Consider the following 24,658-nt stretch of genomic DNA (forward strand, 5'->3'; position numbering starts at 1 on the left):
TGATTTTCCAGGCATCTTCGCGTACCCCGAAACGGAATGACTGATGACCTCCACCAGACGCACCTTCCTTGTGCTCTCAGGACTCTCCGCGCTGGCGGCTGCGGGCTGCGGCACAGCGAGCGGCAGCGGCGTCCGCAACACCAAGACGCTCCGCTACCAGGGTTCGGCCGGCGCGGTGAACCCGGCCGAACTCGCCGCTGCCCTCGGCTATTTGGAGGACCTGAAGCTCGACTGGGTCGGCAACACCATCAGCGGCCCGCAGGACATCCAGTCCGCCGCCTCCGGTCAGATCGACTTCGGGGGCGCATTCAACGGCGCGGTGGTCAAGCTCGCCTCCCGCAAAGCTCCCATCAAGGCCGTCATCAGCTACTACGGCTCCGACAAGTACGCCTACAGCGGCTACTACGTCGCCGAGCGGAGCGCCATCCGCCGGCCCCGTGACCTCGTCGGCAAGAAAGTCGGCATGAACACCCTGGGCGCCCACGCCGAGGCGATGCTCGACATCTACCTCAGGAAGAACGGCCTGAGCAGGGCAGAAGCCGAGCAGGTCGAGCGGATCGTCGTACCGCCCGTCAACACCGAACAGTCGCTGCGCCAGAGGCAGATCGACGTGGCCGTCCTCGGCGGCATCCTGCGCGACAAGGCGCTGCAGACGGGCGGGATACGCAAGCTCTTCAGCGACTTCGAGCTGCGCGGGGCCTTCAGCGCAGGCACCTATGTGCTGACCGAGCGCTTCATCGAACAGAACCCGGAGACGGTGCGGACTTTCGTCACCGGCGTGGGCAGGGCCCTGGACTGGTCCCGTACGACACCGCACGAGGAGGTCGTCGCCAAGATGACCGAGATCGTCGCCAAGCGGAAGCGCAACGAGAGCGCCGACGCGCTCAAGTACTGGCGCTCCTACGGTGTCTCCGCGCCCGGCGGCCGGATCGACGAGAAGGAGATTTCCGACTGGGCCGACTGGCTCACCGAGCGGGGAGACATCAAGTCCGGACAGGTGAAGATCCCCGACCTGTACACCAACAAGTTCAACAAGGGCACTACGAAGGCGGGGAGTTGACCCCATGACCACGCCGAAGATCAGCTTCCAGGGCATCGGCAAGACCTTCCCCGTACGCGGAAAGCAGCAGTCCGTCATCGCGCTGGACGGTATCGATCTCGACATCGCCGCCGGGGAGTTCGTGGTTGTCGTCGGTCCCAGCGGCTGCGGGAAATCCACCCTGCTCGACCTGCTGGGCGGGCTCTGTGAGCCCACCTCGGGCCGGATACTGCTCGACGGCGAACCCGTCTCGGGCCCCGGTCTGGACCGCGGCATCGTCTTCCAGCAGTACGCCCTGCTCCCCTGGCGCACCGCCCAGGGCAATGTCGAGTTCGGCCTCGAAGCCACCCGGGTGCCGCGCCGCAAACGGGCCGAGCGGGCCCGCGAGTATCTGGCGCTCGTAGGGCTCACCGGCTTCGAGGACCGCCATCCGCACGAGCTCTCCGGCGGCATGCGCCAGCGTGTCGCCATCGCCCGCAGCCTCGCCTACGACCCCGACGTGCTGCTGATGGACGAGCCGTTCGCCGCGCTCGACGCACAGACCCGGGAGTCGCTCCAGGACGAGCTGCTGCGGATCTGGCAGCGCACCGGCAAGACGATCGTGTTCATCACGCACGGCATCGACGAGGCGGTCCATCTGGGCCGGCGGGTCGCCGTGCTCACCTCCCGGCCCGGCCGGATCAAAGAGATCGTGCCGATCGACCTGGGTGACCGAAGCGCCGACGCCGATCCACGGTCCAGCCCCGAGTTTGCGCACCACCGACATCAGATCTGGAGCCTGCTGCGCGATGAGGTCAGCAGGGCCCAGCAGGAGGAGCTGGAGGCCGCAACGCCATGAGCATCACCACCGAGAAGGCGCTCGCAACCGCCGTCGATGTGGACGGCACGGCACGGCGCACCGATCCGGCACTCGCGCCCCACGCCCGCACAAGCGCACTGCGGGCCCCGCTGCGGAGCACCGGCCGGGCCCTGCTTGCGGTGTTCACCCGGACCGTCGCGATCGCGGCGCTGCTCACGCTGTGGGAGACCGCGCCCCGCCTCGGTCTCGTCGACCGTACTTTTCTGCCACCGTTCTCCGAAGTCGCCGTCGCCTGGTGGCAGTTGCTGCTCGACGGGCAACTCGCCGAGCACGCACAGGCCAGCCTCGGGCGATCGCTCACCGGCTTCGGGTTCGCGGTCGTCGGCGCGGTACCGCTCGGCCTGCTGATCGGCTGGTACAAACCGCTCGCGGATCTCCTCGGGCCACTCCTCGAGGTCTTCCGCAACACCGCCGCACTGGCGCTGCTGCCGGTCTTCGTGCTGCTGCTCGGCATCGGGGAGACGTCGAAGATCTCCATCGTCCTCTATGCGTGCACCTGGCCGATCCTGCTGAACACCATCAGCGCCGTACGCAGCGTCGATCCGACCCTGCTGAGACTCGCCAGGTCAATGGATCTGCCCGCCCCGCGGATCTTCCAGAAAGTGATCCTGCCCGCCTCGGTCCCGACGGTCTTCACCGGCATCCGGCTGGCCGGCGGGTTCGCGATCCTCGTCCTCGTCGCCGCCGAGATGGTGGGCGCCAAGGCCGGCCTCGGCTACCTCGTCAACGCCTCCCAGTTCAACTTCGCGATCCCTGAGATGTACGCCGGGATCATCACCATCTCCGCCATCGGCGTGATCTTCAACCAGCTGCTCGTAGCCCTGGAACGCCGCTTCACGTCCTGGCGCACCCCGACCGGAAACTGAGGATTCACCCATGCCCGCCGCCACCCCACGCCAGTTCCATCTCAACGCGTTCCTGATGAACGCCGGTCATCACGATGCCGCCTGGCGCCATCCGCGCACCCAGCCCGAGCGGATCACCGATCTCTCGTACTTCCAGGAGCTGGCCCGTACCGCCGAACGCGGCAGGCTGGACTCGCTGTTCCTCGCGGACGGCGTCGCTCTGTGGGGCAACGCCCGCTACAACGCGGTCGGCGGATTCGAGCCGCTCACGCTGCTCTCTGCGCTGGCCGTCGCCACCGAGCACATCGGTCTGATCGCCACCGTCTCCACAACGTTCAACGAGCCCTTCCATGTGGCCCGCAAGTTCGCCTCGCTCGACCACATCAGCGGCGGGCGGGCCGGCTGGAACATCGTCACCTCCGGGAATGTCGCCGAGGCCAGGAACTTCGGCCTCGAGGAGCATCTGGAGCACGCGCTGCGCTACGAGCGCGCCGCCGAGTTCCTCGATGTGACCAAGGAGCTGTGGGACAGCTGGCTGGACGACGCGCCGCTGATCGACCGCGAGCGCGGCGTCTACTCGGAGGAGGGCGCGGTACGGCCGATCGAGCACCGAGGCACCCACTTCCGGGTCGACGGACCGCTCAACGTACAGCGCTCGCCCCAGGGACATCCGCTGCTGGTGCAGGCCGGGTCGTCGGAGGACGGCAAGGAGTTCGCGGCCCGGTACGCGGAGGCGGTGTTCACCGCCCAGCAGACTCTCGCCGACGGCCAGACCTTCTACAAGGACCTCAAGTCGCGGCTCGCGAAGTACGGCCGCACACCGGACCAGTTGAAGATCCTGCCCGGCATCTGCCCGATCATCGGCGGGACCGAGGCCGAGGCGCTGGCGCTGGCGGACGAGCTCACCGGGCTGCAGGTCCCGGAGTACGGGCTCCAGCAGCTGTCCGGGATGCTCGGCACGGACCTGAGCGGACTACCGCTGGACGGACCGCTGCCCGCGCTCCCCGAGGAGCAGGACATCAACGGCAACAAGTCCCGCTTCACGCTGGTCGCGGAGCTCGCCAGGCGCGAGCAGCTCACCATCCGGCAGCTGATCGCCAGACTCGGCGGTGGCCGCGGCCACCGGGTCTTCGCCGGTACGTCCGAGCAGATCGCGGACCAGCTGGAGCAGTGGTTCACCGAGGGCGCGGCAGACGGCTTCAACATCATGCCGCCGTATCTGCCGGGCGGACTCGACGACTTCGTCGACCAGGTCGTCCCCCTGCTGCAGGACCGGGGGCTGTTCCGCACCGAATACAGCGGCCGCACCCTGCGCGACCACTACGGCCTTCAGCGCCCGGCAGGCCGGCCCGGCCTTTCCCACTGATCCCCGTTCATTCACCTCCAGAGAAAGGCAGTTCCGCATGACCAGCACCGGTTTCGACATCCGCCGTATCGGCGGCCGTATCGGCGCCGAGATCCTCGGCGTCGACATCTCCGCCGACCTCGACCCCGCCATCGTCACCGAGATCAACGCGGCGCTCATCGAGCACAAGGCGCTCTTCTTCCGCGACCAACAGCTCGACGACGCCGCTCAGCTACGGTTCGCCTCGCTGTTCGGCGAGCTCACCACCGCGCACCCCACGGTGCCGTCCGTCGAGGGCCAGCCGCACATCCTGCCGGTCGACGGCGACGAGGGCATCCGCGCCAACCAGTGGCACACCGACGTCACGTTCCTGCGCACCCCGCCCAAGGCGTCCACGCTGCGCAGCCTCGTGGTCCCGCCGTACGGCGGCAACACCCTGATCGCCAACTCGGCGGCCGCCTACCGGGATCTGCCCGAGGCGCTGCGCGAGCTGGCCGACCGGTTGTGGGCCGTCCACACCAACGCGTACGACTATGCCGAGCCGAAGACCGAGAAGGCCGCCGAGCATCGCAGGCAGTTCGTCTCCAGGAAGTACCGCACCGAGCACCCGGTGGTCCGCGTCCACCCCGAGTCGGGCGAGCGCGGCCTGTTCATCGGTGGCTTCGCTCAGTCTCTGGTGGGCCTGTCCCAGTCCGAGTCCCGCGACATCCTGCGGATCCTCCAGTCGTACGTGACGCGCCCGGAGAACGTCGTCCGCTGGACCTGGGCGCCGGGCGACCTGGTCCTCTTCGACAACCGCAGCACGCAGCACTACGCGCCCGACGACTACGGCGATCTGCCGCGTCTGCTGCACCGGGTGACGGTCGCGGGCGATGTCCCCGTCGGCGTCGACGGAGGGCTGAGCCGGGTCGTCGAGGGCGACGAGGCGGCGCACTACACGCCGGCCGCCGCCTGACAACGAAGCGGGGCGGGTGGGCCGTCTCTCGACGGCCCCACCCGCCCCGCTTCGGCGACGCGCCGCGGTTCGTCCCGCGGCAGCGCGCCGGGGTCAGTGCTGGGCGCTACGACGCTTGCGCGCGGCCCACATGATGCCGCCACCCGCGACGATGACCGCGGCGGCAGCGCCGGCGATCAGCGGAGTGGTGCTGGAGGAGCCCGTCTCGGCCAGGTCACCCGAGGGGGAGCTCGGCTTGGCCGACGGCGGCACCTCGGCGGAGCTGGTGGAGCTGCTCGGCGTGGGAGTGGCCGTGGTGGGCGTGTCCGAGGGAGTCGGCGTGGCCGACGGGGTCGGGGTGGCCGGCGGAGTCGGGGTGGCCGGCGGAGTCGGGGTACTGTCCTCGCAGACCGGCGCCTTCTTGGTCTCGTCGCGCGAGAAGTTGTCGCCGTCGCCAGCCTTCACCACCAGGCGGACGGAGAGCTCGCTGCTGTGCTTGGGCAGCTCGAGCTTCTTGTGGAACTCCTTCTTGAACGTCTCGGTGGGCAGCAGGTCCTTGCCGTCCACGGTGACGCTCACGGTGTTCTCGACCTGGGAGTTGTACTGGGTCAGGTCTATCTGGACCTCGGTGCAGGTCACCGACCACACCGGGGTGTGCGCCTGCGCCGGGCCGGCGGCCAGGCCGACGCCGAAGACGCCGGCCGTCGCCACCGCTACCAGGGCCCCCGAACGGCGCCACGATCTCTTGATTGCTGTCATAAAATCCTCCACGGTTGCCGCGCCACCACCCATATGGCGGTGCGCGCACAGTACCGTCACACCCCCAGAGGCCTGCACCCACCCCACCCCTCTCTTACGTCCCGCAACGCGTCGGTGGTTCTACGGAGTTGAACCGCGCCCGTCAGCTGTCGGTCCGCCCCGTCAGCTGCCGGTCCGACGAGTGGCGCGGGCCCACGCCGGAAGCACCAGCCAGCACAGGACGAACCACACGACCATCCCCACTACCAGCCAGATGGCCAGCGTGTCGTCGACGACCACGCGCAGGATGAGGAGCAGGGCCGACGCCATCGTGCACAGCAGGAGGAACAGCCCGACCACCGTGAGGCGAGAGGCCCAGATGACCGTCTGGGGCTTCAGCTGCTGGCCGGTGAGGAGTCGGTGGAAGGACACCGGGCCGATCAGAGCGCCGGTCGTGGCCGCCCCCAGCAGCACCGTGACCGTATAGATCGTCTGGTTGGTGTCGGAGAGAGTGGCGAAGCGCGGCTGGAAGACCACCGTGAGCAGAAAACCGAAGAGGATCTGCACACCGGTCTGGGCGACCCGCAATTCCTGAAGGAGTTCGGCCCAGCGCCGGTCCGCCCTTTCCTCCGGTGTTTCGTCCCGGCCGCGATCACGCTCTTCGTCGGCTTTCCCCATCACCGGACACCTCCATATCGTGAACCATACTTGCGCCGAGTCAGCTCCTTATACCGCACTCCCTGGGCCGCGTGCCCGCGGTCGCACTCGTCAAACGCGCGTCAACCCCGCAGCCGAACCGACGTGTAAGCAGAAGCATTCCGGGCACCCGTTTGCATGGAGGTGCAGACAATGGTTCCCATCCTGCTCGTTCTGCTTCTGGCACTCATTCTCTTCGGAGCCGGATTCGCCGTAAAGGTGCTCTGGTGGATTGCACTCATTGTGCTTGCCATCTGGCTCCTGGGATTCCTGATGCGGAGCACCACGGCGACAGGCACGAGGTCCCGCTGGTACCGGTGGTAGACAGCGAATTGAACGAGAATTCAATACGGCCGCCCGGTACCGGGCGGCGAGCCGTCGGCCGACGGGGCCACGTCCCCGTCGGCCGACGGCTGTATTTGCTCACGCCGATTGTGTTGGCTCGCTCAGCGCACCACCGCTTGTTCCACCAGCAGCCGCACTCCCGCCGCGATCGACTCGGCGTCGATCCCGGCCATGTGCAGCTGCTCCTCCGGCGTGGCCGACCCCGGCATGTTCCGCACGCCCAGCCGCACCAGACGGGGCATCGGGCGGCCGTCCGTGAATGCCTCCGCCACCGCGTCCCCGATGCCGCCCTCCGGACGGTGATCTTCCACCGTCAGCAGGCACCCCGTCGCATCCGCCGCCTCCTGGAGCGTCACCGCGTCCACCGGCTTGACCGAGTAGAGGTCGACGATGCGCACGTCGATGTTTTCCTGCCCGAGCAGTTCGGCTGCCCGTACCGCCTCGTGGACGGTCACTCCCGCGGCGATGACTGTCACCCGGTCCCGGTCCGAGGACCGCAGCACAGTGGATCCGCCCACCGGGAACTCCTCGTCCGGACCGTAGATGACCGGCGTGTCGCCCCTGCTGGTGCGCAGATAGCTCACGCCCGGCAGCTCGGCCATGGCCGCGACCAGCCGGGCCGTCTGGTTCGCGTCGCACGGATAGAGCACGGTGCTGCCGTGCAGCGCGCGGAACATCGCCAGATCCTCGAGTCCCATCTGCGAGGGGCCGTCCTGGCCGATCGCGACGCCCGCGTGCGAGCCGACGAGATTGATGGCGGAGCGGCTGACGGCTGCCATCCGTATGAAGTCGTGGGCGCGCGTCAGGAATGCCGCGAAGGTCGACGCGTACGGGACGTAGCCGCGTGCGTGCATCCCCACTGCTGCCGCGACGAGTTCCTGTTCGGCGATGTAGCACTCGAAGTAGCGGCTCGGGTGGGCCTTGGCGAAGTACTCGGTGCGTGTCGAGTCGCCGACCTCTCCGTCGAGGGCCACGACGTCGCCCCGCGCCGAGCCGAGCGCGGCGAGGGCTTTCCCGTACGCGGTACGGGTGGCGACCGAGTCGCCGACCTCGAACGTCGGCAGGGAGAGTGGCCCGCCGAGAGTGGTGTGCAAAACCCGTGCCGCGGGAGGCTTGCGGATGTCGACCCGGATGAACCGCGGCCCGCCCAGCTCCTCGATGGCCGCGTCCGCGTCGGGCAGTGGCTTGCCGTGCAGGCCTTCCCGGTCCTCGACGTCGGCGACCCCACGCCCCTTGCGGGTGCGGGCGATGATCGCGCTGGGCTGCCCGATCGTGGAGCCGGCCTCCGTGAGCGCGGCGTCCACGGCGCCGACGTCATGCCCGTCGACCTCGACGGTGTGCCAGCCGAACGCGCCGAGCCGGCGGGCGTATGCCTCCAGGTCCCACCCGTGTCGGGTGGGCCCGCGCTGGCCGAGCCGGTTGACATCGATGATCAGGGTCAGATTGTCGAGATGCTCGTACGCCGCGTGCTCGACGGCCTCCCAGACGGAGCCCTCGGCCATCTCGCTGTCGCCCGCCAGCACCCACACCCGGTAGGGGATCTGGTCGAGCCGCTTGCCCGCCAGCGCCATGCCCACACCGACCGGCAGCCCCTGGCCAAGTGATCCGGTGGCCACGTCCACCCACGGCAGCCGCGGAGTCGGATGCCCTTCCAGGCGGCTGTCGAGGCGGCGGAAGGTGAGGAGTTCCTCGTCGTCGATGGCGCCGGCCATTCGGTAAAGGGCGTACAGGAGCGGCGAGGCATGACCCTTGGAGAAGATCAACCGGTCGTTGCCCGGATGGTCGGGCCGGTCGAAGTCGTAGCGCAAATGATTGGCCAGAAGTACGGCGGCCAGGTCCGCGGCCGACATGGAGGACGTCGGATGCCCGGAGCCCGCCGCGTCGGCGGCGCGAATCGCGTCCACTCGCAACTGCTGTCCCAATTCCACCAGTTGATCGTTTCGCATGTCACTCCTCCTTGTCGGGCCCGCCCGGCACCCGGGCCAGTTCGGGCGAGGCTGTGTCGAGCGGGACCGACCAGGAGCGGACGAGACCCAACTGGACGGCCTGGCGCGGCAGCACGGCGTCCAGCAGCCAGTCGGCGGCGACGCGCACCCTGTTTCCCGGCATGGCGGCCAGGTGGTAGCCCCGGGTCAAGGCTCCCGCGAGCGGCCCGGACAGCGGGACGCCCAGGGGGTTCGCGGCGGCCTGCACGCCTCCGAGATCGACGGCGAAACCCAGATCGTGGTGTTCGTAGTTGCGCTGCTGGCCGTGGCCGAGGGAGGCGGCGACGTTGAGACCGGCCACCTTGCCCTGGCGCGAGGCGTGCTGAGCGGTCATCGGGGTGTACTCCCCCGGCGTGGTCAGGTCTGGCACGGCGGCCGCGTCACCGCAGGCGAAGACCTCGGGGTGACCGGGTACGGTCAGCTTGGGGTCGACGAGGAGCCGGCCGCGTTCGACGGCCAGTCCGACTTCGGAGACCAGCGGGTCGGGACGTACGCCCACGCACCAGACCATCGTCCTGGTCTCGATGAACTCTCCGTCGTCCAGCAGGACCCCGTCGCGGGTCGCCTCCTTGACCGAGGTCCCGGTCCGCACGTCGATGCCGCGCCTGCGGAGCACCCGGTCGGATGCCGATGACAGCCGGGGGTCGAGCCCGGGCAGCACGCGGTCGGCGACGTCCAGCAGCACCCAGCGCGGGCGCGGGCCCTCACCCGAGGCTCGCTGCTTGCGGGCCAGGGCATCGGTGAACAGCTGGCACTGGGCGGCGACTTCGGTGCCGGTGTAGCCCGCGCCGACGACCACGAAGGTGCGGCGGGCGGCACGGGCCTCGGCGGGGGCGCCGGTGGCTGCCAGTTCTATCTGGCGGGTGATGTGGTCACGCAGATAGAGCGCTTCGGGGATTCCACGGAAGCCGTGCGCGTGCTCGGCGATGCCGGGTACGGGAAGCAGTTTGTTGACGCTGCCGACGGCGAGGACGAGGCGGTCGTACCCCAGCTCGCCGGGAGCGCCCTCCGGGTCTGTGTAGTGCACACGACGTTCGTCCAGGTCGATCGCTCCGGCCTCGCCGAGCACCAGGCGTACTCGCGGCAGGGTGCCGGGGAGCGAGACGGTCACCCGGCGGGGTTCCAGGATGCCCGCCGCGACCTGGGGCAGCAGTGGCAGATACAGGAAGTAGTCGGTGGGATTGAGCAGCACGACCTCGGCTTCGTCCCGGACGGTCCGGGAGAGCGTACGGGCGGCATGGAAACCGGCGAATCCGGCTCCGACGACAACGACACGCGAACGACGCACGATCGCCTCCGGTGCGGACGAGGGTGTGGATCGGCGGACGGGCTCCCGGGTGCCCCTGTGCCACAGGGCCAAACCCGGTGCCGGCCGCGCCGAGGCTCACTCGTAGCGGCGGCGGTCCCGCTCTTCGTCGACCAGCGGGGCCGACGGCGGCATGATTACGCGCCGGCGCTTGGCGATGCTGGTGAAGGTGGCGACGCCGATGATGCCCACGGCCATCAGGATCAGGCCGATGACGTCGAGGTTGGCGCCCTTCACCTGCCAGTCGGTGGCGAATGTGAGGATCGCCCCGACCGCGATCAGGATGATGCATCCTCCTAAGCCCATAACGTCTCACCTTCCCTGCCGTACTGAACAGTGACCGCGTCCGGGTACCCCCGTCCGGACCGGCCATGCCTGCGGCGCCGACCTGCCTGCGGGCGGCAGGGGCCGGCCCGCGACCGGGCCGTCACACGGCCCCTCCAGGGTGTTCTCGGCGAGTACCCCGTCCTTTCATACCGGTGTCACCACCCCTTCCCTTCCACTCGCTCCTCTTGGACACTCCGCTCACTCCTGTTTCCTCACACAAAAGAGGACTCCACACTCATGTCTGAACTCAATCGGCGCCGGTTCCTTCAGATCGCAGGCGCGACCGCGGGATTCGCGGCCCTGTCGAGCAGCATCGACCGCGCCGCCGCCATCCCCGCCAGTCGCCGCTCCGGCACCATCAAGGACGTCGAGCACATCGTCGTGCTGATGCAGGAGAACCGCTCCTTCGACCACTACTTCGGCGCGCTGAGGGGCGTACGCGGATTCGGCGACCCGCGCCCGGTGACTCTGGCCAGCGGGAAGTCGGTCTGGCACCAGCCGGACGGCGGCAAGGACGTGCTGCCCTACCACCCGGACGCCGAGGACCTCGGCATGCAGTTCATCACGGGCCTGAACCACGACTGGGCCGGCGGCCACAAGGCCTTCAATCAGGGCAAGTACGACCAGTGGATTCCCGCCAAGAGCGCGGGGACGATGGCATACCTGACCCGCGAGGACATTCCGTTCCACTACGCGCTCGCCGACGCGTTCACCGTGTGCGACGCCTACCACTGCTCGTTCATCGGAGCGACCGACCCCAACCGCTACTACATGTGGTCGGGCCACACGGGCAACGACGGCCAGGGCCGCGGGCCCGTCCTCGGTAACGAGGAGGCCGGGTACGACTGGACGACCTACCCCGAGCGCCTTCAACAGGCGGGGGTCTCCTGGAAGATCTACCAGGACATCGGCGACGGTCTGGACGCGGCAGGGCACTGGGGCTGGATAGAGGACGCGTACCGCGGCAACTACGGCGACAACTCGCTGCTCTACTTCAACAAGTACCGCAACGCCAAGCCCGGCGATCCGCTCTACGACAAGGCACGCACCGGGACCGACGCCAAGGCCGGCGACGGCTTCTTCGACATCCTCAAGGCCGATGTGAAGGCGGGGAAGCTGCCGCAGATCTCCTGGATCGCCGCCCCCGAGGCCTTCTCCGAGCACCCCAACTTCCCCGCGAACTACGGCGCCTGGTACATCTCCCAGGTGCTGGACGCGCTCACGTCCAACCCGGAGGTGTGGAGCAAGACCGCGCTCTTCATCACCTACGACGAGAACGACGGCTACTTCGACCACATCGTTCCGCCGTATCCGCCGTCCTCGGCCGCCCAGGGCCTGTCCACCGTGGACACCGCGCTCGACTACTTCGGCGGGAACAGCAACTACGCCGCCGGAGCATACGGTCTGGGGCAGCGCGTGCCCATGCTCGTCGTCTCCCCCTGGAGCACCGGTGGCTTCGTCTGCTCGGAGGTCTTCGACCACACCTCGATCGTCCGGTTCATGGAGAACCGCTTCGGCGTGGGCGAGCCGAACATCTCGCCGTGGCGGCGCGCCATCTGCGGCGACCTGACATCCGCCTTCGACTTCGGTCTCAAGAACACCACGCCGGCCGCGCTCCCGGACACCGACGGGTACGAGCCGCCGGACAACGAGCGGCACCCCAGCTATGTGCCCAAGCCGCCGGCCAACCCGGTGCTGCCCAAGCAGGAGAGGGGGTCGAGGCCCGCCCGCCCGCTGCGTTACGCACCCCTGGTGTACGGGGCCGGGACACCCTCGACCGGGCGCTTCACGCTCACCTTCAGCGGTGGCGCGACCGCGGGAGCGCACTTCCTGGTCACGTCGGCGAACCGTACGGACGGGCCGTGGACGTACACCGCCGCAGCCGGCAAGAACCTCTCCGACACCTGGAACACGGCCTACTCCAAGGGCGTGTACGACCTGTCGGTATACGGCCCGAACGGCTTCCTGCGCACCTTCAGGGGCCCGGGCACCACCGCGGGCCCCGAGGTGACAGCCCGCCACATCGCTTCGAGCGGCAGCGTCGAGCTGACCATGACGAATGCGGGCAGCGCCGACTGTCACCTCACGCTGACGAATGCGTACAGCGGGCAGAAACAGACGTTCACGGTGCGCGCGGGCGGACGCGTCGTGCACACGGTGGATCTGCGCGGCAGCAAGCGCTGGTACGACCTGAGCGTGGTGTCCGACACGAACAGGACATTCCTGCGCCGGTTCGCCGGGCATGTCGAGAACGGTCAGCCCGGTGTGAGCGACCCGGCGATCATCACCGGCTGAGCAACTGACCGGCCGCCGTCCGAAGGGGCCGCCCGCACTGCTGCGGGCGGCCCGGTGCCTGCTCCGAATGGCGCCCCGAGGCAGCCGATCGACCGACACCTGATCGGGGATTCGCCGTCAAATACGCGCCGGGGCACTCAATCCGTGATTCCGTCGGACAGTTGAAATCCGACATCGGAGGAGTGCTCTGTGCGCAGTTTCACTGTCACGGCTGTTCTCATCGCCTCGCTCGCCTCGGGCGGGTCCATCTGGGCGGCAGACAGGTCCGCTTCCCGCTCACCTGTCGCCGGCGAGACCAACGGCACCAATGTCCTCGTCGTCGGAATCGACAGTCGAACGGGCCTGTCAGCCGAAGACAAGGAGCGCCTGCACGTCGGTGGCAAAGGGTGCGATTGCACGGACGTGATGATGGTCGTGCATATCGCCGAGGACGGTCGGCGGATGAGTGTGGTATCCATTCCCCGGGATTCCTATGTGGAGTTCGCCGATCACGCACATCCACGGCACCTCGGAAAAATCAATGGCGCCTTTGCGCACGGCAGCGGAGATCTCACGGTACGCACGGTGGAGAAAGCGACCGGACTGCGCATCGATCACTATCTCGAGACGGACTTCACCGGCTTCGCGGACACCGTGGACCGCCTCGGCGGAGCGAAGGTGTGTACGGACAAGCCCCTGCAAGACCTGGGTTCCGGGCTGAACCTGACTGCGGGGACACACCAACTGGACGGTATCGGCGCCCTGCGTTACGTCCGCGCCCGGCACGTCTCACCACCCGGTGACCTGGGCCGAATGCGCCGTCAACAGCGTCTGCTCATCGAGATGCTGTCCCGGCTGAGATCTGAGGGAGCCTTCGCCGACCCGGCCGCCGCGGCGCGCACGGCCCTCAGGCTGCGCGCCTCCGTACGCACGGACCCGGACACCAGCCTCGTGGACCTGATGGAACTGGGCTTGCACTTGCGTCGGCTGGAAGCGGATCGAACGGAGTTCGCGACCGTGCCCCTCTCGGATTTCGATCACCGCGTACCACAGTGGGGCTCCACCCTGATCTGGGACAAGGACCGCTCCGCCGCCCTGTGGGCCGCCCTGCGTGCGGACCGGCCGATCGTCGGCGACTCCCGGATCCGGCCCAGCATGGACGTCCCGGTCGAGATTCCGCCGGCCTGGCTGAACCTTCGGGTCACGGATCAGGAGGTCGCGAGCGCGCTGCGGGCGAACGGCTTCGTCGTGGAGTACGTCCCGCGCAAGCCCGGCGAGCCACGCCCCAAGGGCCCGACCACCATCACCTACGACCCGGTCTGGGCCCGCCACGCGACCACGATCGCCGCAGCGCTCCCCGGCGCAAGGCTGCACGCCGTCGCCGGGCACGGCCAGGTCTTCGACGTCGCGGTCGGGTCCGAGGCCGGCGCCGTCGTCAAGGTCGTACACGACCGGAGCAGCGTGGAGGGGGCGCCTGTCCACGGCGACGAGCTGCGGTGCGCGACGCCGTCGGACGCGCCCGCCGGGTGACCGGGCGGCCGGGCGCGCCTGCCGCCCGGCGGCCGGGTTTCAGGTCAGCTGGAGGACGGAGAGGGTATTACCCGACGGGTCCGTGAACCAGGCGATGGGCGGGCCCGCCGCACGGAAGACGCCCTTCTCGTCCTGCTCGAAACCGGCGTACCGCTCGAAAGTCACCCCGCGTCCGGCCAGTTCGGTCACGGCCTCGTCGATGTCCGGGACCGGGAAGTTGAGCACGGTGAAGGAAGCAGCGACGTGGTTCGGCTTGGGGTAGACGAGGATCTCGGTGCCGCCCTCGAGATGCAGCGTCAGCATGCTGCCGGTCGCGTCGTTCTCTTCCGTGACACGCAGGCCGAGCGTCTGGCCGTAGAACTCCTTCGCCTTCTGCAGATCGTTGACCGAGAAGCCGCTGAATGCCTTGCTGTTCGTGAGCATGACCGCTCTCCTTCCGTCTGGCTCAGCTCTCGTCACCGGGATCGGCGCCGTGCCACACCGTGGTCACGTTGCAGAATTCGCGGATGCCGTGGTCCGACAGCTCCCTGCCGTAACCGGAGCGCTTGACGCCGCCGAAGGGCAGCGCGGGGTGGGAGGCCGTCATTCCGTTGAAGAAGACGCCGCCCGCCTCGATGTCGCGGGCGAATCGCTCGGCCTCCTCGTCGTCGCGCGTCCACACATTGGAACTGAGCCCGAAGGGCGTGTCGTTGGCGAGGGCAACCGCCTCGTCCACGTCGGCCGCCCGGTAGACGGTGGCGACCGGGCCGAAGGCCTCCTCGTGGTGGATACGCATGTCGGAGGTGACATCGACGAGGACGGTGGGCTCGTAGTACCAGCCCTGGGCCGGCTTCTCCGGGCGCCGGCCTCCGCACCGTGCCGTCGCGCCGCGGCGCAGGGCGTCGTCCACGAGCTCCTCGACGTCCGCGCGGCCCTGTTCGCTGGCGAGCGGGCCGACATCGGTTGACTCCTGCATCGGATCACCGACGGTCAGCTGCTCCATCCCCGCGGTGAAGCGCTCACAGAAGTCGTCGTAGACGTCGGCGTGGACGATGAACCGCTTGGCGGCGATGCAGGACTGGCCGTTGTTCTGCACCCGGGCGATCACGGCCGTCCTGGCCGCCCGGTCCATGTCGGCGGACGGCATCACGACGAAGGGGTCGCTCCCGCCGAGCTCCAGTACGGTCTTCTTCACCTCGTCGCCCGCGATGGCGGCGACAGAACGGCCGGCAGGCTCGCTACCGGTCAGGGTCGCAGCAGCAACCCTGCGGTCACGCAGGATGTGCTCGACCGCGCCCGATCCCACGAGCAGCGTCTGGAAACAGCCCTCCTCGAACCCGGCGCGCCGGAAGAGCTCCTCCAGATAGAGAGCGGTCTGCGGCACGTTCGATGCGTGCTTGAGCAGACCGACGTTGCCGGCCATCAGGGCCGGGGCGGCGAAGCGTACGACCTGCCACAGCGGGAAATTCCACGGCATCACGGCAAGGACGACGCCGAGCGGGCGGTAGCGGACGATCGCCCGGGACGCACCGGAGTCCTTCAGATCGGCGGCGGAAGGGTGCTCGTCGGCGAGGAGGCCCTCGGCGTGTCCCGCGTACCAGCGCATCGCCCTGGCGCACTTCGCCGCCTCCGCGCGGGCGGCGGCGAGCGGCTTGCCCATCTCGGTCGTCATGGTCCTCGCGATGTCCTGCTGGTCCTCGTCAAGCAGCTGTGCGGCGCGGTTCAGCAGGTCCGCCCGCCGGGCGAAATCCGTGGTGCGGTGGCGGGCGAAGGCGGTCACCGCGAGCGCGAGTCGCCGGTCGATCTCCTCAGCTCCCAGCGCATCGAAGGTCTTGAGCGTCTCACCGGTTGCCGGATTCACGGTGGCGATGGGCATGGGACTGTCCTCCTCGAACTGGATCCTTCGACATTCGCGCGGTACGGAGGGTCCCGCAACGCGGGAAGGGGCCGGAGTCCGGCCGGGCTACCGCTACCCCTACCGGCCTCCGCTCTCCAGCCGCAGCTGGACGTCCTTCTCCTGATCGCCGGCGGCCATGCCCTCTTCGGTCACCTCGAACACGACGGCGAGCGCGTCCCTCGTCCGGTCCACCGCCCAGTAGCCGCCCTGGATTCCGACCTGGAGGGCAGCGGTGAGCCGCGCGGGCTTGTCCGGATCGGTCGGCGGCCTGTCCGGAGCGTGTGCGGGCGCCACGTCGAAGGTCGCGGTCCATACGCTCAGATGCGGGTGGGGCGTGTACTGCGGGGCGTCATCGTCAGCCCGGTCCGAGGCGAATGTCTGCCCCAGTACGCGAAAGACGGTGTCCGCGTCCTCCTTCGAGCAACCGCTGAGCGTCACCGTGACCGGCGTCGTGGGCTGCTGTGTGCTGTTCACCGTGGTTCCTGCCTCTCCGAACGCTGTTCAAGGGCCGCCCGCTGGGGGCCGACGGTGTACCGGGGGTCCTCTGCGGAGGCGATGCCTGCGGCGAAGACCCCGAAACGTGTGCAGGCCGAGCCAGCGAGGAGCGCGAGGCCGCTCGCGACAGCGGCCGGCCGGCTGCGATGGCCGAGGAGTACGGCGCCCACCGCGCCGGCCGCGGTGAGCAGCCGGGCGGAGCGCAGCAGTATGCCGGCGTGTCCCTCGCGCCAGGTTTCGGCGACCATGCCGAGCCGCCGCCGGGCGGCCTCGGCGGCCGTCGCCTCGGCCACGGCGGCCAGTGCGGCCGCGCACCGGGCCGGCGCCGTCTCGTGCCGGGGGCCCAGCACCAGGGCCATCCCGGAGGCTGCCGCGGTCGCCGACGCGGCGAAGACGTACGGCAGTTCGCGGTGCGCGCCGTGCCAGGCCGGTACGGCGGTGTCGGCCGCGAGGACTGCGGTGTAGGCGGCGAGCGCCGGTCCCAGCACCGCCGCGCCCGCGGTGGCCGTGGCTCCGATCCGCGGCAGCCGTCCGGTGACCGCGCTGGTGGCAGCCGCCCCGGCAGCGGGTCCGTACGCCGTCAGAAGCCAGGATCCGACGCTCATGGGTGAGGTCGGCTTGATGACACGCAGCATGTGGGCGAATCGGCCGGGCATGCCGAGGTCGTGGACAAGTGCGGCCGCCGAGAGGGACACGGCGGCGAGCGAAGAGACCTTCATCGCGGTCGCGGTGCAGGTTCGGCCCGTCAGGTGCGCGCCCGCCGCCAGCACCGATCCGGCACCGGCGAGCCCGCCGAGGAAGAAGTATCCGGCGATGTCACGCGCTGCCCAGGCCGGCGCCTTGATGACGGGCTTTCCGTAGTACGAGTCGAACTCGGCCCGTGGCACCATCAGTTGCTCGCCGCGGCGCTTCATCGGCGTACCTTCCGTCCGGTCATCGCGGGGAGCGCGAACGAAAGCGCGAAGCTGCCTGCCAGGGCGAGCGCCGCGGCGCCCGCGTGCTTCCACATCGTGGGGAGATCGCGCGTGGTGACCACCGGGTCCGGTGGCAGTCCGTAGACCTCCGGCTCGTCCAGCAGGAGGAAGAACGCGCCGTCGCCTCCGACGCCGTCCTGCGGATCGTGCCCGTACAGCCGGGCGTCGCTCACTCCGCTCGCCTGCAGCTGGTCGACCCGCAGCGCGGCTCGTTCGCGCAGTTCGTCCAGGGGGCCGAACTGGATCGACTCGGTCGGGCATGCCTTGGCGCAGGCCGGCTCCTGGCCGGCGCCGAGGCGGTCGTAGCACATGGTGCATTTGAAGGCGCGGCCGTCTGCGGGCCGTTGCTCGATCACGCCGTAGGGGCACGCCGGAACGCAGTAGCCGCAGCCGTTGCAGATGTCCTCCTGGACGACGACCGTGCCGAACTCGGTCCGGAAGAGCGAACCGGTCGGGCACACGTCCAGGCAGGCGGCGTGCGTGCAGTGTTTGCAGACGTCCGAGGACATCAGCCAGCGGAACTCGCCCTCGGCGGGCGGCCGTTCGGCCTGGCCGCTGCCGCCGTCGGCGAGTGGGAGTTCGGTGCGCCCGTCAGGCGCCGGCTGCTCGATGAACGCCACATGCCGCCAGGTCGACGCCCCGAGCCCCCCGGTGTTGTCGTACGACATCCCGGTCAGCGACAGCCCGTCCTCCGGGATGGCGTTCCACTCCTTGCACGCGACCTCGCACGCCTTGCACCCGATGCAGACGGAGGTGTCCGTGAAGAAGCCCATGCGCTCCTGTTCGGCGGTCACTTCGCAGCCTCCGTTCCGGTCGTCTCGGTGATGCCCGCCATGCGGCGGTATTCGGCGACGAGTTTCGGCAGATCCGGTCCGCGCGGCCGCCGTCCGGGGCGGATGTCGGCGGTGAGCGCCTTGTCCTCCTGGATGTGGGCGTTGGGGTCGAGGGCGATGGCGACGAGTTCATTGACCGCGTCGCCGGTGGCGACGCCGTTGGGTCCCCAGTGGAAGGGCAGGCCGATCTGGTGGACCGTACGGCCGTGCACGGTCAGGGGTTTGATCCGCTCGGTCACCAGCACGCGCGCTTCGACGGCATTGCGGGCGGTGATGATCGTGGCCCAGCCGCCGTGCTCCAGACCGCGCTCGGCGGCGAGCTGCGGGGACAGTTCGCAGAAGAACTCGGGCTGCAGTTCGGAGAGGTACGGCGACCAGCGGCTCATGCCGCCCGCGGTGAAGTGCTCGGTCAGCCGGTGGGTGGTGACGACGTACGGATAGACGTCGGAGCCCGGTTCGTCCCCGCTGGGGTGGTACCGGTTGCCCTCCCTCGGGTGCAACTGCCGTACCGGAGAACGGGAGACCGACGGGTACAGGGCATTGGTGAAGGGCGAGTCCTGCGGCTCGTAGTGCGTGGGCAGCGGGCCGTCCTCGAGGCCTGCGGGTGCGTACAGCCAGCCCTTGCCGTCGGCCTGCATGATGAACGGGTCGTCGCCGCGCAGCGCGTCCGGTCCGCTGGCTTCCTCGGGCGGTACGTAGTCGGGGGCGCGGTCAGGCAGGAAGTCGGGGATGTCGTGCCCGGTCCACTGCGCGTCGGCCTCGTCCCACCAGACGAGCGCCTTGCGTGCGCTCCATGGTGTGCCGTCCGGCGCCGCGGACGCCCGGTTGTAGAGGATGCGACGGTTGGCGGGCCAGGACCAGGCCCATTGGGCGGCGATCCAGTCCTGTTCGGTGTGCGGCTTGCGGCGGGCGGCCTGGTTGACGCCGTCCGCGTACACACCGCAGTAGATCCAGCAGCCGCACCGGGTCGAGCCGTCGTCTTTGAGTTCCGTGTATGCCGAAAGCGGCGCGCCGTCGGGCCCGTGCCCGTTGATTTCGGCCAGGACTGCGGCAGCGATGGGTTCATCCAGCGGCCCGTCCACCGGATAGTCCCAGGTCAGATCCTGTACGGGCCGATCCATCGGGTCGGTGGACGCGGCCAGTTTCGCCTTGATGCGACGGCCCAGGTGGTACATGAACCACAGGTCGCTGCGTGCGTCGCCCTCGGGCTCTACGGCGGCGTGGTGCCACTGAAGCCAGCGATTGGTGTTGGTGAACGAGCCGGACTTCTCGGTGTGCGAGGCAGCCGGGAAGAAGAACACCTCGGTACCGATGTCCTCGGTGCGCATCTCGCCGGTCTCGGTCTCCGGCCCGTCCTGCCACCATGTCGCGGACTCGATCAGCGAGAAGTCCCTTACGACCAGCCACTCCAACTGCGCCATGCCCAGCCGCTGGAGCCGGGTGTTGGCCGAGCCGACGGCCGGGTTCTCGCCCATGAGGAAGTAGCCCTTGCACACTCCGTCGAGCTGGGCCATGACGGTCTCGTACGTGCTGTGGGATCCGGTCAGCCGCGGCAGGTGCTCGAAGCAGTAGTCGTTCTCCTCGGTGGCCGCGTCGCCGAAGTAGGCCTTGAGCAGGCTGACTGTGTAGGCCCGCATGTGGCCCCAGAAGCCCTTGTCGGTGCGGCTCGCCTCGACGTAGGCGTCCAGGTCCTCGTGGGCGTGCGCGTGCGGCATCGGCAGATAGCCGGGCAGCAGGTTGAAGAGGGTGGGGATGTCGCTCGAGCCCTGGATGGAGGCGTGGCCGCGCAGGGCCTGGATGCCGCCGCCGGGGCGGCCGATGTTGCCGAGGAGGAGCTGGAGCACGCTTGCGGCCCGGATGTACTGAGCTCCCACCGTGTGCTGGGTCCAGCCCACCGCGTAGACGAAGGCGCTGGTGCGTTCGCGGCCGGAATTGGAGGTGAGGGCCTCGCAGACGTCGAGGAAGGTGTCGCGGGGGACGCCGCAGGTCTGCTCCACCAACTCCGGGGTGTAGCGGGCGTAGTGGCGCTTCAGGACCTGGTACACGCAGCGCGGGTGCTGGAGCGTTTCGTCGCGTGGCGCCCGGTGGCCCGCCTGTGCACCGCCGGAGCCGTGTGTCTCGGCTGCGCCGGCGGCGTGCAGCCGGTCGTGGGCGTCGGGGTCCTGCACGCGCTGCTCGTATTGCTCGTCGACCTCGCCGGTGGGCGCCTGGACGTCGGTTCCTTCGTACTGCCAGCTCAGCGGGTCGTAGTGGTGCCTGTCCTCGTCCAGCCCGGAGAAGACACCGTCGAGGTCCTCGGTGTCGCGGAAGTTCTCGCCGACCAGCGTGGCGGCGTTGGTGTACGCCAGGACGTACTCCCGGAAGTCCTTCTCCTCGGAGAGGACATGGTTGATGATCCCGCCGAGGAAGGCGATGTCGCTGCCCGCCCGGATCGGCACATGCAGGTCGGCAAGGGCACTGGTGCGCGTGTAGCGGGGGTCGACATGGATGATGCGGGCCCCGCGCGCCTTGGCCTCCATGACCCATTGGAAGCCGACCGGGTGCGCCTCGGCGTAGTTGGAGCCCTGGATGACGATGCAGTCGGAGTGCTGGAGGTCCTGCATGAAGGTGGTCGCGCCGCCTCGGCCGAACGAGGTGCCGAGACCGGCGACGGTCGAGCTGTGGCAGACCCGGGCCTGGTTCTCCACCTGGATCACGCCGAGGCCGGTCAGCAACTTCTTGATCAGGTAGTTCTCCTCGTTGTCGAGGGTGGCGCCGCCCAGGCTCGCGATCCCGAGCGTGCGCGCGGTGCGCAGCCCCTCGTACTCCCACTCCCAGGTCCGCCGCCTGGTCTCGACGACCCGGTCGGCGACCATGTCCATTGCCGTCTCCAGGTCGAGCTGTGTCCAGTCGGTCGCGTACGGAGCCCGGTACAGCACCTGGTGAAGGCGGGCGGAGCCGGTGGTGAGCTGGAGTGTCGCGGATCCTTTGGGGCACAGCCGTCCGCGGCTGACGGGCGAGTCCGGGTCCCCCTCGATCTGTACGACACGGTCGTCCTTGACGTAGACCTGCTGGCCGCAGCCGACGGCGCAGTAGGGGCAGACGGACCGCACGACCCGGTCGGCGGTCCCCGTCCGCGGGCGGAGCCGCTCCGTGCGGGCCGACGTGACGGCCCGGCCTCGGCCCAGCGGGTCGGAGCCGGTGAGCTGCCGGTAGACAGGCCAGTGGCGGATCGGTTCGAGCACACCCATTCGCTTCCTCCAGCAGTCTGCGGTCTTGGGTCTCGCAGGGGTGTCACCACAAGACTCCCCCGGTGACCGTCGGTGTGCGACCGGGCTTCAGCCGGAGGGTTCGTCCGGGATCGGCTGTTCGGGGTGTACGCCGCCGCTGCGGGGCGCACCACGGCGGCCGGCCCCCGTCTCGTCCATGTCGGGGATGCTCTGGTCGGGCTCGTTCGTCTGCTCGTCGAGCTCGTCGGGGCGGGGTGCGTCGAGCGCGTCGTCGCCGTCCTGCGGCTGCTGCTGATCGGGCGGGTCCCGCGGCACCGGGGTGTCGGTATCCGTGTGGTCTTTCTGGTCTTTCTGGTCTTTCGGCCGGTGGCCAGTCATGGCGTCCTCCCATCCGTGCGGAGGAGACGAGTGCCCTTCTTGGCGGGAATCAACCGGACGCCGAGGTGGGCGGCGACCGGCAGCGAAGGCCGGGGCAAGCACCGGCGCGGGCTCGGGCCGGATCACATGGATGACGGAAATGACTAATCAGGTCGAGGGGGGTACTCGATGAGTACGCGGACCGAGGAGGACCTACCGAGGAGGACCTGATGTGGACAACTCTGTACGTCGTCGGGATCGGGCTCGTCGTGACGCTGATCTGGCTGGTCTGGTGGGACAGTCGCAGGAAGCGCGCCCAGCCGCCGTATCTGGAGGAGCAGCCTCGGCACCCCAAGCACCGTGCGCACACCGAGGAAGCACGCGAGCCCGACGATTTCGGGGCGGAGGGCGACCGTCTCGGCCCGCACGAACTCCATGGCTACGGAAACATGGGCTCCCGGCCCGCCCGCGAGAAGCGGCCGTCGCACGATGACGACAGCGGTGGAGCTTTCGGCAGCGGCGGACACGGGAGCTGACGCCCCGGCACCGCATGCTTTCGGCCCGGTCCGTCGGGTGACCCGCCTGTCGGTTAGCTTTCACTTATGACGCAGACGGATGAGTTTGGTGAGGACCTTGCGGATTTCGTCACACGCGTGGGGGAGCTGAGGGCCGCGCGTGGTCTGCCGCTGCAGGAGCAGCACACTCTTCTTGATGCGGCTCTCTTCGAACTGCAGCACGTCGCCGAGAATCTCTGGCCGAGGTACGAGCGGCTGGCAGCGCAGGGCCCTGGCAAAGCCTCCGCGGACCGGGCGGAGGAGCAGCTGCTCAAGGCCGTATTTCAGCGGCTGCCCGTGCCCGTGGCCCTGACCGGCGGTGACACGGTGGTGAGGCGCATGAACGCGGCCGCGACAGAACTGACAGGTGTCCGCGCGGGCCATGCGGCAGGCCGGCCGCTGACGGGCCTGCTGCGCCCGGGCGACCGGGCGGCCCTGCGGTCGCAGGCGGCTGCGGTGGCACGCGGGGAGGGCGACCGCAGCCTGCGGGTGCACCTGCAGCAGCGGCCCAGCGAGCCACTGCTGGCCACCCTCACCGCTCTTCGTACGGCGAACGAACCGCACCCGGCCGTCCTGGTGGTGTTCCAGAGCGACGCCGTCCGCACCGGGCGGAAGGCCCGCTCCGTGGCCGGCGCGCGCCCGCGGTTGCCCGACCTGGCCGAGGCGACGCGGCATGCCGAGCTGATGGACCTCCTCGACAGCATGACAACGGCTCTGCTGAGCGGCCCGGTCACGGACCCGGAGGGGACCCTCGCCACGGCCGCCTCGGTGCTGGACGGCCGGTTCGCGGACTGGGTGATCGCCGACCTGTTCGCCGACGGCCCGCTCAGACGCAGGACGGTGCTCGGCCCCACCGGAGCGGGGGCACAGGCTCTGCTGAAGACGATCACGGACCAGGACCCGGCGGCCTGCCCCCTTGTGGTGGAGACCGCGCGGAGCGGATCGGCGGCACTCCAGGTACGGCCGGACGACCTGGAATGCTTCGGCCGCGACGACACCGGCACATCGGTCCTCCTCCAGGCAGAGGTGACGTCCCTGCTCTGCGTGCCGCTGCGGGGCCCGCAGGACGGCGGCCCCGTACTCGGCGTACTGACGCTCTTCCGGACCGGCACGAGACTCGCCTTCTCCCTGGCCGAGGCCCGCGTCATCGACGTCATCTCCCACCACATCGCCCTGGCGATGCGACGGCCCGAATGACCCCGGGATCCGCATGGGCTCGCGGGCATGGCTGCCCAGGGGGAGGATGGCGCTGGGGGTGAGGCAGAGCGTGTCGGGCGTTTCTGCCCCGTGATGCTCTCCTTCGATCGGGACACTGATTGAGATGGACAAGAAATCAGCGGCGGCAACGTCCGCAGGTGTGACATCAAGCCATGAGGTGTTCGGTGCCCCGTGCTGGATCACCCTGATGGCACGCAACATGCAGGACGCGCAGAATTTCTACGGCGCGGTCCTCGGGTGGCGGTTCCGCCGAGCGAAACTCGGCGCCGAGTTCAGCCTCGCCCTGTCAGACGGCGCGCCGGTCGCCGGTATCGGCGTGCTCGACGCCGCCCTGCAGGCCCCGGGCGGCTGGACTCCGTACTTCGCGGTCGCCAATGCGGATGAGACAGCGGCCCGTATCCGGGAACGCAGCGCCACCGTCGCGGTGGGGCCACTCAGCCTGTCCGTGGGACGTGGCGCGCTGGCGGCGGACCGGGACGGCGCCGTCTTCGGCATCTGGGAGGGAGAGCTCATCCCCGACTGGCTGACCTGGCGCAAGAATGCACCCGCCTGGGTGCACCTGCGCACCCGGAACGCCTTCGACGCCGCGATCTTCTACGGAGAGGTCTTCGACTGGGCGTCCAACAAGGCCGGCTGCTGCCAGGTCGACTACGAGCAGGAGGAGGTCGTGCTGCGCCACGAAGGGCTCGTGGTCGCACGTCTGAGCTCCGGCGCGGCGGAAGCGGCCCCGGACCCCATGATCCGGCCCCGCTGGCACGTCTACTTCCCCGTTGCCGACGTGGAAGCAACCGTCCAGGCGGCACGGCACAACGGCGGCGAGGTGCTGGCCCGTAGTTCCACGGACCATGGCTCGGAGGCGACGCTGCGCGACGCCGAGGGCGCGATGTTCACCGTCACTTCCAGGGCGTAGTCATGTCAC

The 24,658-nt window shown here is 69.3% G+C and carries 23 protein-coding genes; 11 read left to right on the forward strand and 12 right to left on the reverse strand.

All coding sequences use genetic code 11. The annotated features are described in order from the left end of the window. Positions 1-43: 43 nt before the first annotated feature. Genes ACH492_RS11675 through ACH492_RS11695 form a run of 5 tightly spaced genes read left to right on the forward strand, consistent with a single transcriptional unit; the run spans position 44 to position 5,043 of the window. A complete protein-coding gene (locus tag ACH492_RS11675) occupies positions 44-1,060 on the forward strand; it encodes an ABC transporter substrate-binding protein (RefSeq protein WP_398985248.1) in 1,017 nt (338 codons plus the stop codon). 4 nt (positions 1,061-1,064) lie between these two features. Continuing rightward, positions 1,065-1,877, forward strand: a complete 813-nt coding sequence (locus tag ACH492_RS11680) for an ABC transporter ATP-binding protein (protein ID WP_398985250.1) — start codon at positions 1,065-1,067, stop codon at positions 1,875-1,877. Next, the gene (locus ACH492_RS11685) at positions 1,874-2,764 is read left to right on the forward strand and encodes an ABC transporter permease (RefSeq protein WP_398985253.1); all 891 of its coding nucleotides are present in this window, start codon (positions 1,874-1,876) and stop codon (positions 2,762-2,764) included. Before ACH492_RS11680 ends, ACH492_RS11685 begins: the two co-directional genes overlap by 4 nt. A 10-nt stretch (positions 2,765-2,774) precedes the next feature. Next, positions 2,775-4,109: an LLM class flavin-dependent oxidoreductase gene (locus tag ACH492_RS11690; protein WP_398985255.1), complete on the forward strand. Its 1,335-nt coding sequence runs from the start codon at positions 2,775-2,777 to the stop codon at positions 4,107-4,109. A gap of 37 nt (positions 4,110-4,146) precedes the next feature. Then, positions 4,147-5,043, forward strand: coding sequence for a TauD/TfdA dioxygenase family protein (locus ACH492_RS11695; protein ID WP_398985257.1), 897 nt, complete (start codon positions 4,147-4,149; stop codon positions 5,041-5,043). Positions 5,044-5,136: 93 nt separating this feature from the next. On the opposite strand, the gene ACH492_RS11700 is transcribed toward ACH492_RS11695, so the two are convergent. Both ACH492_RS11700 and ACH492_RS11705 read right to left on the reverse strand, forming a co-directional pair. After that, the gene (locus ACH492_RS11700) at positions 5,137-5,781 is read right to left on the reverse strand and encodes an LAETG motif-containing sortase-dependent surface protein (protein ID WP_398985259.1); all 645 of its coding nucleotides are present in this window, start codon (positions 5,779-5,781) and stop codon (positions 5,137-5,139) included. A gap of 162 nt (positions 5,782-5,943) precedes the next feature. Continuing rightward, positions 5,944-6,438 carry a DUF6328 family protein gene (locus ACH492_RS11705; protein ID WP_398985261.1) on the reverse strand — a complete coding sequence of 165 codons (495 nt, stop codon included), beginning with the start codon at positions 6,436-6,438 and terminating at the stop codon, positions 5,944-5,946. Positions 6,439-6,609: 171 nt separating this feature from the next. Here ACH492_RS11705 and ACH492_RS11710 point away from each other — a divergent pair, with 171 nt between their 5' ends. Beyond that, positions 6,610-6,780, forward strand: coding sequence for a hydrophobic protein (locus ACH492_RS11710; protein ID WP_398985263.1), 171 nt, complete (start codon positions 6,610-6,612; stop codon positions 6,778-6,780). Between the two features lie 122 nt (positions 6,781-6,902). Here ACH492_RS11710 and ACH492_RS11715 read toward each other — a convergent pair whose 3' ends face one another. The 3 genes from ACH492_RS11715 to ACH492_RS11725 all read right to left on the reverse strand — a co-directional run bounded on the left by ACH492_RS11715 (position 6,903) and on the right by ACH492_RS11725 (position 10,398). After that, entirely contained in the window at positions 6,903-8,747 is a 1,845-nt protein-coding gene (locus ACH492_RS11715; protein ID WP_398985265.1) for a transketolase, read from the reverse strand. A 1-nt stretch (position 8,748) separates the two neighbouring features. Further along, positions 8,749-10,074, reverse strand: coding sequence for an NAD(P)/FAD-dependent oxidoreductase (locus ACH492_RS11720; RefSeq protein ID WP_398985267.1), 1,326 nt, complete (start codon positions 10,072-10,074; stop codon positions 8,749-8,751). 96 nt (positions 10,075-10,170) lie between these two features. After that, positions 10,171-10,398 carry a DUF6458 family protein gene (locus tag ACH492_RS11725; RefSeq protein ID WP_356221972.1) on the reverse strand — a complete coding sequence of 76 codons (228 nt, stop codon included), beginning with the start codon at positions 10,396-10,398 and terminating at the stop codon, positions 10,171-10,173. Between the two features lie 258 nt (positions 10,399-10,656). Here ACH492_RS11725 and ACH492_RS11730 point away from each other — a divergent pair, with 258 nt between their 5' ends. Beyond that, positions 10,657-12,714: a phosphocholine-specific phospholipase C gene (locus ACH492_RS11730; RefSeq protein ID WP_398985270.1), complete on the forward strand. Its 2,058-nt coding sequence runs from the start codon at positions 10,657-10,659 to the stop codon at positions 12,712-12,714. A gap of 189 nt (positions 12,715-12,903) precedes the next feature. Beyond that, positions 12,904-14,223: an LCP family protein gene (locus ACH492_RS11735; RefSeq protein ID WP_398985272.1), complete on the forward strand. Its 1,320-nt coding sequence runs from the start codon at positions 12,904-12,906 to the stop codon at positions 14,221-14,223. Between the two features lie 39 nt (positions 14,224-14,262). Here the strand turns inward: ACH492_RS11735 and ACH492_RS11740 are convergent, their stop codons facing one another. The 7 genes from ACH492_RS11740 to ACH492_RS11770 all read right to left on the reverse strand — a co-directional run bounded on the left by ACH492_RS11740 (position 14,263) and on the right by ACH492_RS11770 (position 21,988). Beyond that, positions 14,263-14,646, reverse strand: a complete 384-nt coding sequence (locus ACH492_RS11740) for a VOC family protein (RefSeq protein WP_398985274.1) — start codon at positions 14,644-14,646, stop codon at positions 14,263-14,265. Between the two features lie 22 nt (positions 14,647-14,668). Next, a complete protein-coding gene (locus tag ACH492_RS11745) occupies positions 14,669-16,078 on the reverse strand; it encodes an NADP-dependent succinic semialdehyde dehydrogenase (RefSeq protein WP_398985276.1) in 1,410 nt (469 codons plus the stop codon). A gap of 99 nt (positions 16,079-16,177) precedes the next feature. Then, positions 16,178-16,573 carry a hypothetical protein gene (locus ACH492_RS11750; protein ID WP_398985278.1) on the reverse strand — a complete coding sequence of 132 codons (396 nt, stop codon included), beginning with the start codon at positions 16,571-16,573 and terminating at the stop codon, positions 16,178-16,180. After that, positions 16,570-17,508, reverse strand: coding sequence for an NrfD/PsrC family molybdoenzyme membrane anchor subunit (gene nrfD, locus ACH492_RS11755; protein WP_398985280.1), 939 nt, complete (start codon positions 17,506-17,508; stop codon positions 16,570-16,572). Before nrfD ends, ACH492_RS11750 begins: the two co-directional genes overlap by 4 nt. Then, on the reverse strand, positions 17,505-18,341 hold the full coding sequence (locus ACH492_RS11760) for a 4Fe-4S dicluster domain-containing protein (protein WP_398986202.1): 837 nt from the start codon (positions 18,339-18,341) through the stop codon (positions 17,505-17,507). The genes nrfD and ACH492_RS11760 overlap by 4 nt, the downstream gene beginning before the upstream one ends. 17 nt (positions 18,342-18,358) lie before the next feature. Next, positions 18,359-21,631, reverse strand: coding sequence for a formate dehydrogenase (gene fdh, locus ACH492_RS11765; protein WP_398985282.1), 3,273 nt, complete (start codon positions 21,629-21,631; stop codon positions 18,359-18,361). A gap of 87 nt (positions 21,632-21,718) precedes the next feature. Continuing rightward, positions 21,719-21,988, reverse strand: coding sequence for a hypothetical protein (locus tag ACH492_RS11770; RefSeq protein ID WP_398985284.1), 270 nt, complete (start codon positions 21,986-21,988; stop codon positions 21,719-21,721). Positions 21,989-22,197: 209 nt separating this feature from the next. Between ACH492_RS11770 and ACH492_RS11775 the strand changes: the two genes are divergently transcribed. The 3 genes from ACH492_RS11775 to ACH492_RS11785 all read left to right on the forward strand — a co-directional run bounded on the left by ACH492_RS11775 (position 22,198) and on the right by ACH492_RS11785 (position 24,649). Continuing rightward, on the forward strand, positions 22,198-22,503 hold the full coding sequence (locus tag ACH492_RS11775; RefSeq protein WP_398985286.1) for a DUF6479 family protein: 306 nt from the start codon (positions 22,198-22,200) through the stop codon (positions 22,501-22,503). A 66-nt stretch (positions 22,504-22,569) separates the two neighbouring features. After that, on the forward strand, positions 22,570-23,718 hold the full coding sequence (locus tag ACH492_RS11780) for a PAS domain-containing protein (protein ID WP_398985288.1): 1,149 nt from the start codon (positions 22,570-22,572) through the stop codon (positions 23,716-23,718). A 124-nt stretch (positions 23,719-23,842) separates the two neighbouring features. Next, positions 23,843-24,649: a VOC family protein gene (locus ACH492_RS11785; protein WP_398985290.1), complete on the forward strand. Its 807-nt coding sequence runs from the start codon at positions 23,843-23,845 to the stop codon at positions 24,647-24,649. The last annotated feature ends 9 nt before the right edge of the window (positions 24,650-24,658 follow it).

Source organism: Streptomyces sp. NPDC019443 (genome assembly GCF_044389785.1).
In the GTDB taxonomy this organism is placed as follows: Bacteria; Actinomycetota; Actinomycetes; order Streptomycetales; family Streptomycetaceae; genus Streptomyces.

Bases quoted from the DNA above. Each gene is read 5' to 3' on its own strand.
- ACH492_RS11690 (WP_398985255.1), top strand. From the start codon at position 2,775: ATGCCCGCCGCCACCCCACGCCAGTTCCATCTCAACGCGTTCCTGATG.
- ACH492_RS11785 (WP_398985290.1), top strand. From the start codon at position 23,843: ATGGACAAGAAATCAGCGGCGGCAACGTCCGCAGGTGTGACATCAAGC.
- ACH492_RS11700 (WP_398985259.1), bottom strand. From the start codon at position 5,781: ATGACAGCAATCAAGAGATCGTGGCGCCGTTCGGGGGCCCTGGTAGCG.
- ACH492_RS11730 (WP_398985270.1), top strand. From the start codon at position 10,657: ATGTCTGAACTCAATCGGCGCCGGTTCCTTCAGATCGCAGGCGCGACC.
- ACH492_RS11740 (WP_398985274.1), bottom strand. From the start codon at position 14,646: ATGCTCACGAACAGCAAGGCATTCAGCGGCTTCTCGGTCAACGATCTG.
- ACH492_RS11725 (WP_356221972.1), bottom strand. From the start codon at position 10,398: ATGGGCTTAGGAGGATGCATCATCCTGATCGCGGTCGGGGCGATCCTC.
- ACH492_RS11770 (WP_398985284.1), bottom strand. From the start codon at position 21,988: ATGACTGGCCACCGGCCGAAAGACCAGAAAGACCAGAAAGACCACACG.
- ACH492_RS11680 (WP_398985250.1), top strand. From the start codon at position 1,065: ATGACCACGCCGAAGATCAGCTTCCAGGGCATCGGCAAGACCTTCCCC.
- ACH492_RS11775 (WP_398985286.1), top strand. From the start codon at position 22,198: ATGTGGACAACTCTGTACGTCGTCGGGATCGGGCTCGTCGTGACGCTG.
- ACH492_RS11760 (WP_398986202.1), bottom strand. From the start codon at position 18,341: ATGGGCTTCTTCACGGACACCTCCGTCTGCATCGGGTGCAAGGCGTGC.
- ACH492_RS11715 (WP_398985265.1), bottom strand. From the start codon at position 8,747: ATGCGAAACGATCAACTGGTGGAATTGGGACAGCAGTTGCGAGTGGAC.
- ACH492_RS11695 (WP_398985257.1), top strand. From the start codon at position 4,147: ATGACCAGCACCGGTTTCGACATCCGCCGTATCGGCGGCCGTATCGGC.
- ACH492_RS11780 (WP_398985288.1), top strand. From the start codon at position 22,570: ATGACGCAGACGGATGAGTTTGGTGAGGACCTTGCGGATTTCGTCACA.
- fdh (WP_398985282.1), bottom strand. From the start codon at position 21,631: ATGGGTGTGCTCGAACCGATCCGCCACTGGCCTGTCTACCGGCAGCTC.
- ACH492_RS11710 (WP_398985263.1), top strand. From the start codon at position 6,610: ATGGTTCCCATCCTGCTCGTTCTGCTTCTGGCACTCATTCTCTTCGGA.
- ACH492_RS11705 (WP_398985261.1), bottom strand. From the start codon at position 6,438: ATGGGGAAAGCCGACGAAGAGCGTGATCGCGGCCGGGACGAAACACCG.
- ACH492_RS11745 (WP_398985276.1), bottom strand. From the start codon at position 16,078: ATGCCCATCGCCACCGTGAATCCGGCAACCGGTGAGACGCTCAAGACC.
- ACH492_RS11675 (WP_398985248.1), top strand. From the start codon at position 44: ATGACCTCCACCAGACGCACCTTCCTTGTGCTCTCAGGACTCTCCGCG.
- ACH492_RS11685 (WP_398985253.1), top strand. From the start codon at position 1,874: ATGAGCATCACCACCGAGAAGGCGCTCGCAACCGCCGTCGATGTGGAC.
- nrfD (WP_398985280.1), bottom strand. From the start codon at position 17,508: ATGAAGCGCCGCGGCGAGCAACTGATGGTGCCACGGGCCGAGTTCGAC.